The sequence below is a fragment of the Rhizobium sp. R635 genome, assembly GCF_002211285.1.
Lineage (GTDB): Bacteria > Pseudomonadota > Alphaproteobacteria > Rhizobiales > Rhizobiaceae > Rhizobium.
In genome coordinates, this window is record NZ_LOKX01000033.1 from 234,963 (window position 1) to 250,991 (window position 16,029).

15 protein-coding genes are annotated in these 16,029 nt (G+C 63.4%); 4 read left to right on the forward strand and 11 right to left on the reverse strand.

Annotated features, from left to right (window positions below):
- Nucleotides 1–32 precede the first annotated feature (32 nt).
- Together ATY78_RS22510 and mutS are read right to left on the reverse strand one after the other, a co-directional pair.
- Nucleotides 33–308: a hypothetical protein gene (locus tag ATY78_RS22510; RefSeq protein WP_088684511.1), complete on the reverse strand. Its 276-nt coding sequence runs from the start codon at nucleotides 306–308 to the stop codon at nucleotides 33–35.
- 11 nt (nucleotides 309–319) lie between these two features.
- Complete coding sequence (mutS, locus tag ATY78_RS22515) at nucleotides 320–3,046, reverse strand: DNA mismatch repair protein MutS (RefSeq protein WP_088684512.1); 2,727 nt, start codon at nucleotides 3,044–3,046, stop codon at nucleotides 320–322.
- 113 nt (nucleotides 3,047–3,159) lie between these two features.
- Here mutS and ATY78_RS22520 point away from each other — a divergent pair, with 113 nt between their 5' ends.
- Both ATY78_RS22520 and ATY78_RS22525 read left to right on the forward strand, forming a co-directional pair.
- Nucleotides 3,160–5,442, forward strand: coding sequence for an NADP-dependent malic enzyme (locus tag ATY78_RS22520; RefSeq protein ID WP_088684513.1), 2,283 nt, complete (start codon nucleotides 3,160–3,162; stop codon nucleotides 5,440–5,442).
- A 258-nt stretch (nucleotides 5,443–5,700) separates the two neighbouring features.
- On the forward strand, nucleotides 5,701–6,702 hold the full coding sequence (locus tag ATY78_RS22525) for an AraC family transcriptional regulator (RefSeq protein ID WP_088684514.1): 1,002 nt from the start codon (nucleotides 5,701–5,703) through the stop codon (nucleotides 6,700–6,702).
- Nucleotides 6,703–6,708: 6 nt separating this feature from the next.
- Here the strand turns inward: ATY78_RS22525 and ATY78_RS22530 are convergent, their stop codons facing one another.
- The 6 genes from ATY78_RS22530 to ATY78_RS22555 all read right to left on the reverse strand — a co-directional run bounded on the left by ATY78_RS22530 (nucleotide 6,709) and on the right by ATY78_RS22555 (nucleotide 13,186).
- Nucleotides 6,709–7,587 carry a GNAT family N-acetyltransferase gene (locus ATY78_RS22530; RefSeq protein WP_088684515.1) on the reverse strand — a complete coding sequence of 293 codons (879 nt, stop codon included), beginning with the start codon at nucleotides 7,585–7,587 and terminating at the stop codon, nucleotides 6,709–6,711.
- Between the two features lie 108 nt (nucleotides 7,588–7,695).
- The gene (locus ATY78_RS22535; protein WP_088684516.1) at nucleotides 7,696–9,978 is read right to left on the reverse strand and encodes an ATP-binding protein; all 2,283 of its coding nucleotides are present in this window, start codon (nucleotides 9,976–9,978) and stop codon (nucleotides 7,696–7,698) included.
- A gap of 55 nt (nucleotides 9,979–10,033) precedes the next feature.
- The gene (gene lspA / locus ATY78_RS22540; protein ID WP_088684517.1) at nucleotides 10,034–10,537 is read right to left on the reverse strand and encodes a signal peptidase II; all 504 of its coding nucleotides are present in this window, start codon (nucleotides 10,535–10,537) and stop codon (nucleotides 10,034–10,036) included.
- Nucleotides 10,534–11,394, reverse strand: a complete 861-nt coding sequence (locus ATY78_RS22545; protein WP_088684518.1) for an RNA methyltransferase — start codon at nucleotides 11,392–11,394, stop codon at nucleotides 10,534–10,536. The genes lspA and ATY78_RS22545 overlap by 4 nt, the downstream gene beginning before the upstream one ends.
- Nucleotides 11,391–12,488 carry a class I SAM-dependent methyltransferase gene (locus ATY78_RS22550; RefSeq protein WP_088684519.1) on the reverse strand — a complete coding sequence of 366 codons (1,098 nt, stop codon included), beginning with the start codon at nucleotides 12,486–12,488 and terminating at the stop codon, nucleotides 11,391–11,393. The genes ATY78_RS22545 and ATY78_RS22550 overlap by 4 nt, the downstream gene beginning before the upstream one ends.
- 107 nt (nucleotides 12,489–12,595) lie before the next feature.
- A complete protein-coding gene (locus ATY78_RS22555; protein ID WP_088684520.1) occupies nucleotides 12,596–13,186 on the reverse strand; it encodes an NUDIX hydrolase in 591 nt (196 codons plus the stop codon).
- 107 nt (nucleotides 13,187–13,293) lie between these two features.
- Here ATY78_RS22555 and ATY78_RS22560 point away from each other — a divergent pair, with 107 nt between their 5' ends.
- Together ATY78_RS22560 and ATY78_RS22565 are read left to right on the forward strand one after the other, a co-directional pair.
- Nucleotides 13,294–13,749, forward strand: a complete 456-nt coding sequence (locus tag ATY78_RS22560) for a carbon monoxide dehydrogenase subunit G (protein ID WP_088684521.1) — start codon at nucleotides 13,294–13,296, stop codon at nucleotides 13,747–13,749.
- A 60-nt stretch (nucleotides 13,750–13,809) separates the two neighbouring features.
- A complete protein-coding gene (locus ATY78_RS22565; protein ID WP_088684522.1) occupies nucleotides 13,810–14,244 on the forward strand; it encodes a GNAT family N-acetyltransferase in 435 nt (144 codons plus the stop codon).
- A gap of 29 nt (nucleotides 14,245–14,273) precedes the next feature.
- Here the strand turns inward: ATY78_RS22565 and ATY78_RS22570 are convergent, their stop codons facing one another.
- From ATY78_RS22570 to sppA, 3 genes are all read right to left on the reverse strand, one after another.
- Complete coding sequence (locus ATY78_RS22570) at nucleotides 14,274–14,606, reverse strand: LapA family protein (RefSeq protein ID WP_088684523.1); 333 nt, start codon at nucleotides 14,604–14,606, stop codon at nucleotides 14,274–14,276.
- Between the two features lie 108 nt (nucleotides 14,607–14,714).
- Nucleotides 14,715–15,014 carry an integration host factor subunit beta gene (locus tag ATY78_RS22575; RefSeq protein ID WP_003544934.1) on the reverse strand — a complete coding sequence of 100 codons (300 nt, stop codon included), beginning with the start codon at nucleotides 15,012–15,014 and terminating at the stop codon, nucleotides 14,715–14,717.
- A gap of 29 nt (nucleotides 15,015–15,043) precedes the next feature.
- Entirely contained in the window at nucleotides 15,044–15,994 is a 951-nt protein-coding gene (gene sppA / locus ATY78_RS22580) for a signal peptide peptidase SppA (RefSeq protein ID WP_088684524.1), read from the reverse strand.
- Nucleotides 15,995–16,029 lie beyond the last annotated feature (35 nt).

Below are 16,029 nucleotides of genomic sequence, written 5' to 3' on the forward strand. Positions count from 1 at the left end.
TTGGGAAAGCCCACCGGCTTTCCCGAAAAGCCTCAAGCGGCGGTCTGCGCATGCAGCGAGTACAGCACTTGCCGGGTCTCGCCCAGGATCTCCTCCAGCGTTTGCCTGTCGCATTCGCGATAACCCGCCTTGGCGATCGAGGTCGCGAGTTCGCAGATCATAGCGCAAGAGCGTGTGATTTTCAGCAATCCGATCGGCGAGGTCCAGCCGCGCGCATTGCGGTCCTCGTCGGCGCGCCGCATCGTGTCGAGCATGGAGCAGATGAGCGAGAGGCGCTCAGTTTCACGAACGAGCTTCTCCATGAACATGGGCAGCGCTCCTATTTCAGCTTCTTCTTGAGGTCGTAAAGCGCGTCCATCGCCTCGCGCGGCGTCATGTCGTCGAGGCTCATCGCCCTCAACGCCTCCTCGACCTTGGACGGGCCGCGGGCGGTATCCTCGCGGCGCACCGCCACCTGGAAAAGCGGCAGGTCGTCGATCAGCTGGCTCGCCGGGTTCTTGCGGTCGGCATCTTCCAGGCGGGTGAGCACGTCGCGCGCGCGCGCCACGACCGAGGCCGGAAGCCCGGCAAGGCGGGCGACCTGGATGCCGTAGGAGCGGTCCGCCGCACCCGGCCCGACCTCGTGCAGGAAGATGACGTCGCCGTCCCATTCCTTGACGCGCATCGTGGCGTTCGATAGCCGGCCAAGCTTTTCCGAAAGCACGGTCAGTTCGTGGAAATGCGTGGCGAAGAGGCCGCGGCAGCGATTGGCCTCATGCAGGTGCTCGACGGCTGCCCAGGCGATCGACAGGCCGTCGAAGGTCGCGGTGCCGCGGCCGATTTCGTCGAGGATGACGAGCGAACGATCGCTCGCCTGGTTGAGGATCGCCGCCGTTTCCACCATCTCCACCATGAAGGTGGAGCGCCCGCGCGCCAGATCGTCCGATGCGCCGACGCGCGAGAAGAGCCGGTCGACGATACCGATATGAGCCGAGGTCGCCGGCACGAAGGAGCCCATCTGCGCCATGATCGATATCAGTGCGTTCTGGCGCAGGAAGGTCGACTTACCGCCCATATTAGGGCCGGTCAGCAGCCAGATCGCGCCGTCCTTGTCGCCCGTTTTCGGCGAGAGGTCGCAATTATTGGCAACGAAGGGGCCGCCCGCCTGGCGCCGCAGCGCCTGCTCCACGACGGGGTGGCGCCCGCCTTCGATCGCGAACATCTTCGAGCCGTCGACCTGTGGGCGGCAATAGGCCTGTTCCTCGGCGAGCAGCGCCAGACCCGCGGCGACGTCGATGACGGCAAGCGCCCTCGCGCCTGCCTTGATCGCCTCGGCTTCAGCCACGACGGCCGCCGTCATCCTGTCGAAGGCTTCGAGTTCGATCGCAAGCGCCCGGTCGGCGGCGTTGGCGATGCGGCTTTCGAGATCGGCAAGCTCGGTCGTGGTGAAGCGCATGGCGCTCGCCATCGTCTGGCGGTGGATGAAGCGGGCCTTCGCTTCGGTCGTGTCCGTCATCGGCCCGGCATTGCCGGCGGTCACTTCGATGAAATAGCCGAGAATGTTGTTGTGCTTGATCTTCAGCGACCGGATGCCGGTTTCCTCGGCATATTGCAGTTGCAGGCCTGCGATGACGCGGCGGGACTGGTCGCGCAGCGCTCGGACTTCGTCGAGCTCGGCATTGGCACCGTCGCGCAGGAAGCCGCCGTCGCGTTTCAGCAGCGGCAATTCCTCGGCGAGCGTCTCGGCTAGCAGGTTTTCCAGGCTTGCGGGCAGGGCTTTCAGGCCGGACAGCGCCTCGCCGAGTTCTTCCGGCAGCATCGCCTTTCCGAGCAAATCCGCAAGGCCGTTCGCGGCTTGCAGGCCCTGGCGGATTGCCGAGAGGTCGCGCGGTCCGCCGCGGTCGAGCGCAAGGCGGGAGAGTGCGCGGGGCATGTCGGGCACGTGTTTGAAGGTGTCGCGCAGATTGCCGCAGAGCAAAGGTTCGTCGATCAGGAAGCCGATCGAATCGAGCCGCGCATTGATGCGGGCGGGATCGGTGAGAGGCGACATCAGCCGCTCGGCAAGAAGACGCGCCCCGCCGCCGGTGACGGTGCGGTCGATCGCTTTGAGCAGCGAACCGTTGCGATCGCCCGACAGCGTGCGGGCAAGTTCCAGATTGGCGCGGGTAGCCGGGTCGATGAAGAGCGTCGAGGCCGCACTTTCCCGCTCCGGTTTTCCGAGCGGCGGCCGCTCGGCGATCTGCGTCTTCTCGACATAGGCGACGGCCGCTGCCGCCGCTGCGAGTTCGGCGCGCGAGAAGGTGCCGAAGCCGTCGAGTGTCGCGACGCCGAAATACCGCGCGATCCGGCCTTCGGCGCTGGCGCTGTCGAAGAGCACGGCCGGCTGCGGCACGGCGGTGCGGCCGAGCACGTCGAAGACGGGCTTGAGTTCGGGATCGTGGAAGATCGTATCGGGAAGAATGAGTTCGCGCGGATCGATGCGCAGGATATCGGCAAGCAGGCGCGAGGCTTCGGTCTCGGCCAGCCGGAAGACGCCCGTGGAAATATCGATCCAGGCGAGCGCCAGCAAGGGCTCGGCCGCACCACGAATGCGGGTCAGCGCCATCAGATAGTTGGATTCCGAGGGCGAAAGCAGCTTCTCTTCGGTGATCGTGCCGGGCGTGACCAAGCGGACGACGTCGCGCTTGACGACGGATTTGCCGCCGCGCTTCTTGGCTTCGGCCGGATCCTCGATCTGCTCGCAGACGGCGACACGGAAGCCGAGCGCAATCAGCTTCTGCAGATAGTCGTCGGCCGCATGCACGGGAACGCCGCACATCGGGATATCCTGGCCCATGTGCTGGCCGCGTTTCGTCAGCGTGATGCCGAGCGCGCGGGCGGCTTCGAGCGCATCCTCGAAGAACAGCTCGTAGAAATCGCCCATGCGATAGAACAGAAGCGAATCCGGATTGTTCGCCTTGATCTCGATATATTGCTCCATCATCGGCGTCGCCGAGGCACGGCTTTCCGCCGTGGCGAGCTCGGCAGCCGAAAAGGCTTCATTCCCGGTATCTATTCGTGCGTTCACGGAGGTGCAGTTTTTCCCAAAAAAACAGGTGCCAACCCTATCCGCGCGCCGCTATAGATGACAACTGCATTTGAGGAAGAGCGAAGCGTCGCCCACAGGACGTTGGAGGATTTATGCCCGATATCGATAAGAAAGACCGGCCGGTGACCTCTGTGACCGACCAGGAGGCGCTCGAATTTCACGCCATGGGCCGCCCCGGCAAGCTGGAGATCAACCCGACCAAACCGATGGCGACTCAGCGGGACCTCTCGCTCGCCTATTCGCCGGGTGTCGCCGTTCCGGTCAAGGCGATCGCCGCCGATCCGCAGACGGCCTATGATTATACCGCGCGCGGCAACATGGTCGCCGTCATATCGAACGGCACTGCCATTCTCGGCCTCGGCAATCTCGGCGCGCTCGCCTCCAAGCCGGTCATGGAAGGCAAGTCGGTGCTGTTCAAGCGCTTCGCCGACGTCGATTCCATCGACCTCGAGATCGATACGGAAAATGTCGACGAGTTCATCAACTGCGTGCGCTTCCTTGGCCCTTCTTTCGGCGGCATCAATCTCGAGGATATCAAGGCGCCGGATTGTTTCGTCATCGAAAGCCGGCTGCGCGAGCTGATGGACATCCCGGTCTTCCACGACGACCAGCACGGAACGGCGATCATCGCCGCTGCCGGCCTGATCAACGCGCTGGAGCTGACCGGCCGCGACCTGAAGACGACGAAGCTCGTCTGCAACGGGGCCGGCGCTGCGGCGATCGCCTGCGTCGAGCTCATCAAGGCGATGGGTTTTGCGCCTGAGAATGTCATCCTCTGCGACACCAAGGGCGTCATCTATCAGGGCCGCACCGAGGGCATGAACCAGTGGAAATCGGCGCATGCGGCCAAGACCGACACGCGCACGCTGGCAGAAGCAATGAAGGGCGCCGACGTCATTTTCGGCCTGTCGCAGAAGGGCGCCTTCTCGGCCGAGATGATCCGCTCGATGGCGGACCGGCCGATCATTTTCGCCATGGCCAATCCCGATCCCGAAATCACGCCGGAGGAGGTGGCCCGCATCCGCGATGACGCCATCATGGCGACCGGCCGTTCGGACTACCCGAACCAGGTCAACAACGTCCTCGGCTTTCCCTATATTTTCCGCGGCGCTCTCGATGTCCGCGCTTCCACCATCAACGACGCGATGAAGATCGCGGCCGTCAAGGCGCTGGCAAACCTTGCCCGCGAGGACGTGCCGGATGACGTGGTCGCCGCTTATCAGGGCAACCGGCCGCGTTTCGGCGCGCAATACATCATTCCCGTTCCTTTCGATCCGCGCCTGATCTCTGCGATCCCTGTGGCGGTCGCGGAAGCCGCGATCGAGAGCGGCGTCGCCCGCAAGGTCATCACCGACATGGCGGGTTACGCCCGCGAGCTTTCGGCGCGCCGCGATCCGATCGCCTCGACGCTCGCCAGCCTCTACGAGCGCGTTCGCCGCCGCCCGAAGCGGATCGTCTTTGCCGAAGCCGAGGAAGAACAGGTTCTGCGCGCGGCGCTCTCCTACGCCAACCAGCAGCTCGGCACCGCCATACTGCTCGGTCGCGAGGACCTGATCCGCGCGACGGCCGAACGCGCCGGCATCGATCTCAACCGGTCGGGCCTGGAAATCGTCAATGCCCGCATCTCGACCCGCGTCGAGGCCTATATCGACTATCTCTATGCCAGGCTGCAGCGCAAAGGTTATCTCCACCGCGATGCCCAGCGCCTGATCCACAACGACCGCAACCACTTCGCCGCCACCATGGTGGCGCTCGGCGATGCCGACGGCATGGTGACGGGCATCACCCGCAACTATTCCACGGCGCTCGAGGATGTGCGCCGCTGCATCGACGAGAAGCCCGGCCATCGCGTCATCGGCGTGTCGCTGGCGCTTTGCCGTGGCCGCACGGTCTTCGTTGCCGATACGGCGGTGCACGACATGCCGACGGCCGAGGAGCTTGCCGATATCGCCGAGGAGGCCGCCGGCCTCGCGCGCCGTATGGGCTACCAGCCGCGTGTCGCCCTGCTTGCCTATTCCACCTTCGGCCATCCCTCGGGCGAACGTTCCGAGCGGGTGCGCGAGGCGGTGAAGATCCTCGATCGACGCCGCGTCGATTTCGAATATGACGGCGAGATGGCGGCCGATGTCGCGCTGAACCGCAAGGTGATGGAGCAATATCCCTTCTGCCGTCTTTCCGGCCCGGCCAACGTGCTCGTCATGCCGGCCTTCCACTCGGCCTCGATCTCGACCAAGATGCTGCAGGAACTCGGCGGCTCCACCGTGATCGGCCCGATCCTCGTCGGTCTGGACAAACCGGTGCAGATCACCTCGATGGGCGCCAAGGACAGCGATATCGTCAACATGGCGGCGATCGCCGCCTATGGCGGTTCGTAGATATTATCCTCTCCACGTAGGAGTGGCATTCTGTGCCCGGCCGACAGCGCATCGGCCGGGCACAGGTTTTTTCTGGATGACTCCACAGGTTTCGGCTCGCCCGCCTCAGGAGTTCAGGGCACTATCGATAAGTCATACTTTTGATACGATAGACTTTTATGCGCGGCATGAATTGCCCGCCCGGACTTTGGAAAAGCGATGGGCAATTGACGGTTTCGCTGCTCAATTGTTTAATATTTCATCAGCGGGTTGGTTTCCATGACAGAAGACGCATCCCTCGATTTCACCGCCCGATTTCAGGGGGCAACTTTCGACGATATGGTCGAGGCCCTGACCAAGGGGTTTGGGTCGCTCGACGCATGGCGCACTGGCCGGGAGAAACCGCTCGACTGGAAGGTCGGGTTTTGGGGTGATGAACGGTTGTCGCTGGTCAGCAACCAGGATTCCGGCGACTGGGGTGCAAGAACGGGGCATGGAACGCCGGAAACTCTGGCAATCGTCGTTCCGCGCATGGGTGCCCTCAATGTAGGGTTTGGTCGCACGGTGGTCGAAGCGACGCCCGGGCGGCTGCTGTTGATGAACAATCTCGAGTCGGAATGGGTTTCCATCCAGGCAGCGCCTCACCGGTCGGACACGCTCAGCCTGAACTGGACAGTCCTAACCCAGGCCTTTGCCGCCATACTGGAGAGACCCCCAATCGGGCCAATGGAGCTGGCGCCCATCCTCGATTTTTCCACGGCAACGGGACAGTTGGTCGCCAATCTCGTACAGACGATCGTCATCGGCATGCGCAACAACGGGCCGCTCGTTCACTCGCCCATCGCCATGGCGAATCTCAGCCAGGCGCTTGCCGATCTCGTGGTGCGCCTGGTTCCTCATAAGCTCTCGCATCTGCTCGACAAGAAAATCCATCTGATAGCGCCGCAGCATGTCCGTCGAGCCATTGAATTCATGCATGCGAACATCGCCCAGCCGTTCACGATGCTGAGTGTCGCGGAGGCGGCAAACGTTTCCATCCGCGCTCTTGAAGTCGGTTTTCGCGACTTCAAGGGAACGACACCGGCAGCCTATCTCAGGACGATCCGCTTGCAGGCCGCCCGAGAGGATCTACGCGATCCTTCGAACCGACAGCCGTTGCGGGACATCTGCTTGAAGTGGGGGTTCTTTCACTTTGGCCGTTTTTCGGCAATCTATCGGGCGGCGTATGGAGAGAACCCGTCGGACACGAGAAGGCGATCTGGACGGCCCCTCCCGGGGTAGTATGTATCAGCTCGCGAAGCGGCCGGCGTCGGCGCCGTAATAATTCAGGTAGCGGTCGGAAATGCTGGAGATCGGCAGCACGATCAGCACATCGGTCGTGTTGAAGGCATGATCGACGACCGCGCTGGAGCCGACCATTGCGCCAAGGCGCAGATAACCCTTGATGAGCGGCGGCAGCGCCATCAGTGCCCGCTTGGGATTGACGGCCTCGACCGGCATCAGGTCCATGTTGCGGGCGAGATGCGGCAGGGCGCCGACGGCCCACTCGTTCTTAGCCAGCACAGTATGGTAGAGGAAGGACAGCGCCAGCGCATGGCTTTCGAGATAGACGCCGGGGAAGGAGGCGCAGCCGAACATGGCGCTCATGCCATGCTTCAGCGCATAGGCCCAGTTGCCCTGCCACAGAAGCTCGACGGTGCGCTTGGTGCGGTATTCCGGCAGCACGCAGGACCGCCCGAGTTCCATGAAGCGCTTGTCCGGATGCTTGGCGAGCAGGCTCTCGATTTCGAATTCGGAAGCCGAATAAAAACCGCCATTGGCAAGGGCGACATCCTGGCGCAGCAGCCGGTAGGTGCCGACGATCTGGTCTTCGGAATCGCCCTCGAGCGAGCGGTCGAGAACGAGAAGATGGTCGCAGAAAGCATCGTAGGCATCGAAATCACGTTCGCGGCGCATGGCTTCCGGCGGCAGCTGCGCTTTCATTTCGTCGACGAAGACGCGGTAGCGCACGGCCTGCGCCGCATCGATCTCGCGCGCCGTGCGGGCGAGACGGGTTTCGAGGTTGCCGATGCGGCCGAGGATATCGCCTTCCGTCGGCGCAGCAGCCGTCGAGGGCCGAGCAGCCTCCGCGGTGGTGTCACGATTCAGGATGTCGATGGAGGACATGGCGATTCTCCCGTTGCCGGCTTATCGACGCCATAAAACACTTCTCTACGACAGGAAAGTGACATATTGCATTTCCCGGCGCAAGAAGCGTCCCGGTCCCGCGGCGCCTTACCGCGCCTCTGCCCGACGGGCGGAAAGTGCTGCGACCGCCTGGACTTCCGTCAGCAGCCGCACCGGGTCGACCGGCTTCACCATGACGCGGTTGGCGCCGTTGAGCAGAACCTGGCGGCGTGATTCGTCGCTCTTGTCGGCGGTCAGCACGATCACCGGCACCGGGGCAAGGTCGAGCCTCCGTTCATGGCCGCGCAGGCGCCCCAGCATGTCGATGCCGTTGCCGCCAGGCATCGAGAGATCGCTGATGATGATGTCGGGCCGGTCGCTTGCGTCGCAGAGCGCGCAATCGAGCAGCGTCTCGAAATCCTCGACATGGTGCACCTTATGCCCACCCTTTTCGAGCATGACGCGGACCAGCATGGCATTGATCGGATCGTCCTCGCCGAGCAGGATGCTGAGCCCGTTGCGCGCAACCATCGTCTCCGCCAGCGAAAGGCCGAAGCCCGGCTGGTTGTCGTTCAGCGCGTCGCGCTTCTCCATCCCTCGCATGCGCCCGCGCAGCACGTCGATCAGCGACTGTTCGCGCAGCGGCCGGATCAGCCAGGCATCGAAGAGGTCGAGCGGATGGGCGCTGCGCTCCTCCGGATTGACGAGCAGGACCTTGCGCAGGCCAAGTGCGGCGATTTCGGCGCGGTCGGCCAGGTGAGCGGAAAATTCCGCCGACATGCGATGGTCGACGATGATATCGGTCGGTCCCCGGCTGCCATTGGCCATGCCGAGCAGTGTCGCACGCGCCGTCTCGCCGTCGCTGACGAGATGGCAGAGGCCGCCGAGCGCGGTAATCGTTTCGGCAATCGCAGCGCGCGCGGCCCCGGCAGGCGCCAGCAGCACGACGCTGTTGCCGGCAAGCAGTGTGTTGCGCCGGTCGGGCCGCTCGCTGCCGATGTCGACGGGGAAGCGGATGGTGAATTCGCTGCCCCTGCCTTTTTCGCTGGCGACCGTCAGCGCGCCGCCGAATTCGCGCATGATGCGGGCCGAGATGGCAAGGCCGAGCCCGGTGCCGCTGCTCTTCTCCGCAACGGTCCCGCCTTGCTCGAACTCGCCGAAGACGCGCGCCAGCTCCTCCGCCGTCATGCCCGGACCGGTATCGGCCACGGTGATCAGCAGATTGCCGGCGTCGAGCGAGACGCGGATGAAGACGCCGCCGGCCTGGGTGAACTTCACCGCATTGCCGATGACGTTGAAGAGCACCTGGCGCAGGCGCGCCGGGTCGAAGCTCATATTTTCGGGCACGTCGGACGATACCGTGGCGCCGATCTCGATGCCCTTTTCATGCGCCCGGTGGGCGAGCATTTCGACGACGCTTTCCAGGAGCTTGCGCACGGATTCCGAGCGCAGATGCAGCTCGAAGCGGCCGACCTCGATGGTGGAGAAATCGAGCAGGTCCTCGACGAGCTGCGTCAGCGCGTGACCGGACTGGCGGATGTTCGCGAGATAGTTCTGTTGCTCCTGCGTCAGCCGGGTTTCGGCGATCAGATGCGTCATGCCGAGAATGCCCGAAAGCGGCGTGCGTACCTCGTGGCTGACGGTGGCAAGCAGCCTGGATTTGGCGGCGCTGTTATATTCGGCCTTCTGCCGGGCTTCCTCGCGCGCCTGCGCGACGAGGCGCTCCTCGGTCACATCCCGGGCGACGCTTTGCAGCAGCAGCCGGCCGTTTGCCGGATCACGGGTGACGACGTCGCGCCAGAGGAAGATGCGTTGACCTTCCGGTGTCGAGATCTCGACATCGTAGCAGTGCGGAACCGGGCCGGGGCGGAAGGCAATCCCCATCTCCTCGCAGGTCCGTCCTTCCGGACGCGGCCGCCCGGTCAGGCGGCGAAACGTATCGTTGGCGGAAATGATGCGCCGGTCCATGGTGCGGCTGACCGTGATGTCGCCGAGTACATCGTGCACGTCGGCGAAGAGTTTTGCGCCATCGTTCCAGTCGGGCAGGGGTTTGATCCTACGTTGCCCGGCCCGGCGGCGCCGGACCATCAGGACGGCATAACTGGCGATGACGGCAAGACCGAGAACGACAAGGCCGCCCGAAAGGAGCAGCGGGTCGCCGGCATGGCCGAGCAGCATCAGGATCGTCGCGGCAAGAAGGCCGGCCCCGCCCAGCCAATAGAACAGCAGAACCCTTGCAGGAGTGGGCCCCTTCTCCTCGTCGCCGGCTTGCGGAGATTGCGATGCGCGCGACAGTGAAGGAAGGCCCTCCAGCCGCGTTTCATGCGGCTTGGCGGCGGCCCCGCCGAACGCGGCGGACAATCTTTCCTGCAACTGTCCCAGACTCTGCATGGTACCGGGATAACATGAGGCCTCTTCCGAATGCCTTCAGGAATTCGATAAGATTTTAGCGGCTCGCCTTTTTCGGCAGCAGCAGTTCGTCGAGAATGACGCAGCCCGCGCCGATGGTGATGAAGCTGTCGGCGAGGTTGAAGACCGCGAAAGACCAGCTTTCGGTGTGGAAAAGGATGTAATCGATCACGTGGCCATAAGCGAAACGGTCGACGAGATTGCCGATCGCGCCTGCGATGATCAGTGCATAACCGAGATGTGCGAGCCAGCGGTCTTTGTCGGTGCGGTACCAAAGCCAGATGACGAAAGCAACGATGATGAGCCGCATGCCGACGATGAACCAGCCATCCATGCCCGACAGCATCGAAAAGGCGACGCCGAGATTGTAGGTGCGGTAGAGCGCCAGCATCGGAATGATGGGAACGGCTTCCTGCAGCGGCAGGTAGTGATCGACGGCGATCTTGACGACCTGGTCGATGAGAACGGCGACGACGATGAAGAAGAGGATCGGCGCCGGCCTTGAAAAGAGCGCGGGACGTGCATGCGTCTGTTCGGTCATTTGACCTCGGCGAGTGAGAGGAGATGGCGGCGCGCCTCGAAAAGCATGACGGCGGTGGCGATGGCGAGGTTCAGGGAATCGGCGCGGCCCTGCTGCGGAATGCGCGCAAGCGCATCGGCTTCTTTGGCCAATTGGTCCGGCAGGCCGGACTGCTCATTGCCCATCAGCAGCACGACCGGCTTTTTCCTGTAATCGATCGTGCGGTAGTCGACCGCACCGGCAAGATGCGTCGCGACGATGGAAACGCCGGCCGATTTCCGCCAGGCGATGAATTCCTCCGGCGTCGCCCGCGCGACCGGAACGGCGAACACCGATCCCATGGTGGCGCGCACCGTTTCGAGCGAGAAGGGATCGGTTGCTTCTCCGACCAGGATGACGCCGGAAGCGCCGGCTGCATCGGCGGTGCGGATGATGGTGCCGAGATTGCCGGGGTCGCGCACGCGGTCGAGCGCCACCCATGTCTCGCCGTCTTTCGGCCGGATATCCTTCAGCGGCTTCCAGCGTTGATCGAAGATGCCGACGACCATTTGCGGATTGTCGCGGCGGGTGATCGAGGCGATCACCTTCTCGCTGACTTCGAGCACGAGCCCGCCGGCGGCGACCGTCCTTGCCGCCATCTGCTCGACCAGCGGCTTGCCCTTGGCGGCCTTGGCATAGACGAGCGTGCGGATCGTCCAGCCGAGTTCGATCGCGTCGATGACGAGCTTCAGTCCTTCGGCCAGGAAAGTGCCGCTCTCCTCCCGCGACTTCTTGTTCGTCAGCGCCTTGATGTCCTTGATGATCGGATTGGCGAGCGAGGTGACTTCCTTCACCTGGCCGACCCTGCGCGGTCCCTGATCGTGGAAGTCTTTGCTCATTTCGGCACCCAGCGGGAAAAGAGGGAGGTGGAAAGCGCGCGGCCCTGCGTTCTGCCGTCGGTACCCGCCTCGCGGATGACAAGCTCGCCGGATTCGACCACGCCGCCGGCGCCGCGCATCGTCTCGCGCATCAGCTCGTGGATCGAATAGAAGCTGGCGCGGATCGAATAGGCCGTCAGCACCAGGCCGGCCGCCTTCGGCGACAGGATCTCGCGGCAGATGTCGAGCATCAGCGGCAGATGCTCGAAGAGATGCCAGACTTCGCCGTTCGGGCCGCGGCCGAATTTCGGCGGATCGGTGAGGATGATGTCGTACTGGCTGCCGCGGCGCTCCTCGCGCAGGATGAATTTCATCGCATCCTCGCAGATCCAGCGGATCGGTAGCTTTTCCATGCGCCCGAGCGCCTGGTTCTCGCGCGCCCAGCCGATCGCCTTCTTCGAGGCGTCGACATGGGTGACTTCGGCGCCGGCTGCCGCGGCAACCAGCGAGGCGACGCCCGTATAGCCGAAGAGGTTCAGCACCTTCAGCGGCCTGCCTGCCTTTTCGACCTGCTCTTTCATCCAGTTCCAGTGCACGATCTGCTCGGGAAAGACACCGACGTGACGGAAGGAGGTGAAGCGGCCGAGGAAATCGACGCCGAGCAGGTTGAGCGGCCAGGTCTCGCCGAGCGCCTCCTTCGGGAAGCGCCAGCGGCCGGTGCCTTCCTCGTCGGTATCGCCGGTGAAGACGGCATCGACCTTTTCCCAGATGTGGGAGGGCAGCGAGGGCTGCCACAGCGCCTGACCCTCCGGGCGGATGATGCGATAGGGGCCGTATTGCTCCAGCTTCTGGCCGTTGCCGCTGTCGATCAGGTGGAAGTCGCCGGCCCCGAGCGATTCGAGGATGACGGGCACGCGTTCGGCCGGACGCTCGCCGCTGCGCGTCATCAGAGGGCGCGAGACCGCGGCCGGCGCTGCGGTCTCGCGAACCGTTTCGCGGGCGGCCACGGGCCGCTGGACGGGCTTCGGCGACCGGCCGGCCCGATCGTCCCTGCGGCTTTCACCAGCGGGACCCGATGTCTTCTTCTGGCCCGGCCGGCGTTCTCTTTGTTTCAACGTGCTCTTCCGCATCTCTGTCGGGGTTTTTCGTCCTCTAGCCTAGAAGACCGCGCCGGATCAACTGCGCGCCGACCAAGCCCGAACAGGTTCTCCCGGAGCGGCGTTCATTTCAAGCCCTCGGATGCGTGCATGCGAAGCCAGCTTTCCGCCGCATAAAGGGCCGCGACATGCATCGACTGCATGATGACGGCGCCGGACCGCAGGTCGGCAAGGATATCGCCAAGATCGGCAAACAGCATGTCGACTTTCTCACCGGGGTCGAACCGGGGTTCGCCTGTTCTGTTCACGCCAAGCGCCAGCCAGCTCGTGACGATGTTGCTGTGGTTGGCGGCATTCGGATAAGAGGTGAGCAGCTTGAGGAAGCTAGAGGCTTCATGGCCGGTCTCTTCCCGCAGTTCACGCCGCGCTGCCGCCATCGCCGCATCGCCGGCCTCGATGTCAGCGGGTTCGACGCCACCGGCGACGAGACCGAGTATGATCTCACCGCAGCCATGCCGGTATTCCCGCGTCAGCAGAATGCGTCCATCGGGCATCAATGGGATGACGTTGATCCAGTCGGGATAATCGAGCACATGAAATGGGGCGACGACGGTCCCTTCGGCGGTAACGCAATCATCGCTGCGAAGCCGGATCCAGCGATCCTCATAGGTGATGCGGCTTGCCGTCACGCTCCATGGCTTCAATTCATGACTCATCGTAGTCCCTTGCTCCGGATGGAGGCTGCCAGATAACATTCCTCTTCGCCGTGGCAAAGCGTCTTGCCGCTGGGATAAGATAGGCGAATCGGAGATGGGGCTATCGAATGGATTTCACCGGCGAAGAACGCATCGCTGCGCCCCGGGACGCCGTCTGGGCTGCGCTCAACGACCCTGAGATCATGCGCGGCTGCATTCCCGGTTGCCAAAACATCGAGCGGCTGTCGCCCGATACCTTCGAAGCGACGATCAAGGTCAAGTTCAGCCTGCTCTCCGCCACCTTCCACGGCCTGCTGATGCTCTCTAACGTCGATGCGCCGAGACGTTATACGCTGTCGGCCGAAGGCAAGGGCGGTCTTGCCGGCTTCGCCAGGGGCAGCGCCGACGTCATGCTTGAGGACGCAGGCGCAGAGACGGTCCTGCATTACCGCGCCAGGGCCGAACTCGGCGGCAAGCTCGCTCAGCTCGGAGGGCGCCTGCTCGATTCGACCTCGCAGAGGCTGGCCGAGGGTTTCTTTTCGGATTTCAATGCCGCCGTCGTCGCGAAAATGGCGGCTGATTGAACCGCCGAACGCGCATGCCATGGGCTTGGCGTGGGCAGGGGCTTGGTTTAAGCCGGAATCATGACATGGACCATCAGGCCGCCGCAGGCGGAAGACCAGGAAGCGCTCGCGGAGATCTATCTGTCCGTGCGCCGGGAAACATTCGTCTGGGTCGATCCCGGCAAGTTCCACCGCGAGGATTTCGCCGCCCATACCAATGGCGAGACGATCTTCGTCTGCGAGCATGAGGGTGGCAGCGTAGCAGGCTTCCTCTCGCTCTGGCCGGCGGATGATTTCATTCACATGCTGTATATCCGCCCGGAATATCAGGGCGGCGGTGCCGGCACGGCGCTGCTGCGGGCGCTGCCGGAATGGCCGCGCCATAAATACCGGCTGAAATGCCTGGTGAAGAACCGGCGGGCGAAGGCCTTCTACCTCTCCCATGGTTTCCAGGTTACCGGCAATGGTGCCTCGCCGGAAGGCGATTATGAGGAACTGAGCTTCTTGCCGGCCTGACAGACCGTCAAATCTGGCGGCCGAAATGCTTACCGCGACGGCAGCTGCCCGGCAATTTCTTCAGCGCGGCTCTTGTGGCGGTCGGCTTCGCTCTGCCAGCGGATCGCTTCCTTCGCCTCGGTGCGGGCGCGCTTGCGATGTTTGCCCTGGCCGAACCAGGTGGCGGCCGAGCCGATCAGCATGCCTGCTATCAGCGCGATGAACAGGAAGACGAAGAAGGGCGCGGAAACTGCAAGCACCGGATCTTCGGGCCTGAACGGATTGAAGGCGAGCGTGACGCTCTGCCGGTTGGCGACGCAGAAGACGATGAGGATGACGCCGAGCGGCAGCAGAATCAAAAGGTTGACGATTTTCTTGGCCATTTGAAATCTCCACATGCCGGATTGCACCGGTCTTTTCGGGCCGGTGCTAGCAGAATAGGAAAACGGCCTTCAAGTTCAAGTGCGGTTTCGCCGCAGGCGGCTCGCCGCTCAATCCTCTTCGTCGGCCTGGCCCGGGTTGAGCCGCTCGCGCAGCTCCTTGCCTGTTTTAAAGAAGGGAACCCACTTCTCCTCGACGAAGACCGTATCGCCCGTCCGCGGATTGCGGCCGGAGCGGGAAGGGCGGTTCTTGACGGAAAACGCGCCGAAGCCGCGCAATTCGACGCGGTTGCCCGCAGCCAGTGCATCGGTGATCTCGTCGAGAACCGCGTTGACGATATTCTCGACGTCGCGATGATAGAGATGCGGGTTGCGTGCCGCAACAATCTGCACCAATTCGGACTTGATCACAGTCGCCCCCTTAAATTATTGATTTCTTATCAATCGCGGCCAACCTGCCAAACTGAAAGCAGCCCGTCAAGAAGCAACTTTGGGGGCAGGATTCCATTCAGATCCTGGGATTTCGCGAGATCATCATAACCGAAGATCGCAATCAACCGTGAAACAGCCCCAGCGAGCAGAAAGGGCGTATTGCTCTTCTTGTCCCAGTCCACCATCGGCAGATCGGCGTCGATGCCGCGCGACGTCAGGTAGGCCCGGATTTCCGCTTCGCCGCCGATCGTATCGACGAGTTTCACCTTCAGCGCCTGCCGGCCGGTATAGATCGTGCCGTCGGCCAGTTTCAGCACCTCGTCCCGCGGCAGCTTGCGCCGGTCGGCGACCAGATCGACGAACCAGTTGTAGCTGTCGACCACCATGTTGCGGATCATCGCCTTTGCCTCCTCGCTCGCCTCGTGGAAGGGAGAGGGCTCGGCCTTCAGCGGCGAGGATTTGATCTCCTGCAGCGATACGCCGATCTTGTCGAGCAGCGGCTGGATCTGCGGATATTGGAAGATGACGCCGATCGAGCCGGTGATCGAGCTGTCGCCGGCAATGATCGTATCGCCGGCGGTGGCGATCATGTAGCCGGCGGAGGCAGCAAGCGTGCGCACGTCGGAGACAACAGGCTTCTTGGCCGCAATCGCCCGGATCGCCTTGAAGATTTTTTCGCCGCCATAGGTCGTGCCGCCCGGCGAGGAAATGGAAATCACCACCGCCTTCACCTGATTGTCGGTCTCGATCTTCTTCAAACGCTCCAGAAGCTCGTCGTCGTCGACGATCAGTCCCGATATCGTCACATGGGCGACATGCGGACGCACCGTCCCGGCATCGCCGAGAGCGAAACGGTAGAAAGCGAAGCCAAGCGCCACGATCAGGGCCACCGCAATGAGGCGCCAGAAGCCGAGCTTGCGGCGCAGCCGCCGGCGATCGGCAATGATCGAACTGTCCATGAAAACCTCCAGCGCTGGGCTCCGGCCTTCGGCAT

Excerpts from the sequence above, each read along its gene's own strand:
- ATY78_RS22510 (WP_088684511.1), bottom strand. The coding sequence starts at position 308 with ATGTTCATGGAGAAGCTCGTTCGTGAAACTGAGCGCCTCTCGCTCATC.
- ATY78_RS22520 (WP_088684513.1), top strand. The coding sequence starts at position 3,160 with ATGCCCGATATCGATAAGAAAGACCGGCCGGTGACCTCTGTGACCGAC.
- ATY78_RS22525 (WP_088684514.1), top strand. The coding sequence starts at position 5,701 with ATGACAGAAGACGCATCCCTCGATTTCACCGCCCGATTTCAGGGGGCA.
- ATY78_RS22530 (WP_088684515.1), bottom strand. The coding sequence starts at position 7,587 with ATGTCCTCCATCGACATCCTGAATCGTGACACCACCGCGGAGGCTGCT.
- ATY78_RS22535 (WP_088684516.1), bottom strand. The coding sequence starts at position 9,978 with ATGCAGAGTCTGGGACAGTTGCAGGAAAGATTGTCCGCCGCGTTCGGC.
- lspA (WP_088684517.1), bottom strand. The coding sequence starts at position 10,537 with ATGACCGAACAGACGCATGCACGTCCCGCGCTCTTTTCAAGGCCGGCG.
- ATY78_RS22545 (WP_088684518.1), bottom strand. The coding sequence starts at position 11,394 with ATGAGCAAAGACTTCCACGATCAGGGACCGCGCAGGGTCGGCCAGGTG.
- ATY78_RS22555 (WP_088684520.1), bottom strand. The coding sequence starts at position 13,186 with ATGAGTCATGAATTGAAGCCATGGAGCGTGACGGCAAGCCGCATCACC.
- ATY78_RS22560 (WP_088684521.1), top strand. The coding sequence starts at position 13,294 with ATGGATTTCACCGGCGAAGAACGCATCGCTGCGCCCCGGGACGCCGTC.
- ATY78_RS22565 (WP_088684522.1), top strand. The coding sequence starts at position 13,810 with ATGACATGGACCATCAGGCCGCCGCAGGCGGAAGACCAGGAAGCGCTC.
- ATY78_RS22570 (WP_088684523.1), bottom strand. The coding sequence starts at position 14,606 with ATGGCCAAGAAAATCGTCAACCTTTTGATTCTGCTGCCGCTCGGCGTC.
- sppA (WP_088684524.1), bottom strand. The coding sequence starts at position 15,994 with ATGGACAGTTCGATCATTGCCGATCGCCGGCGGCTGCGCCGCAAGCTC.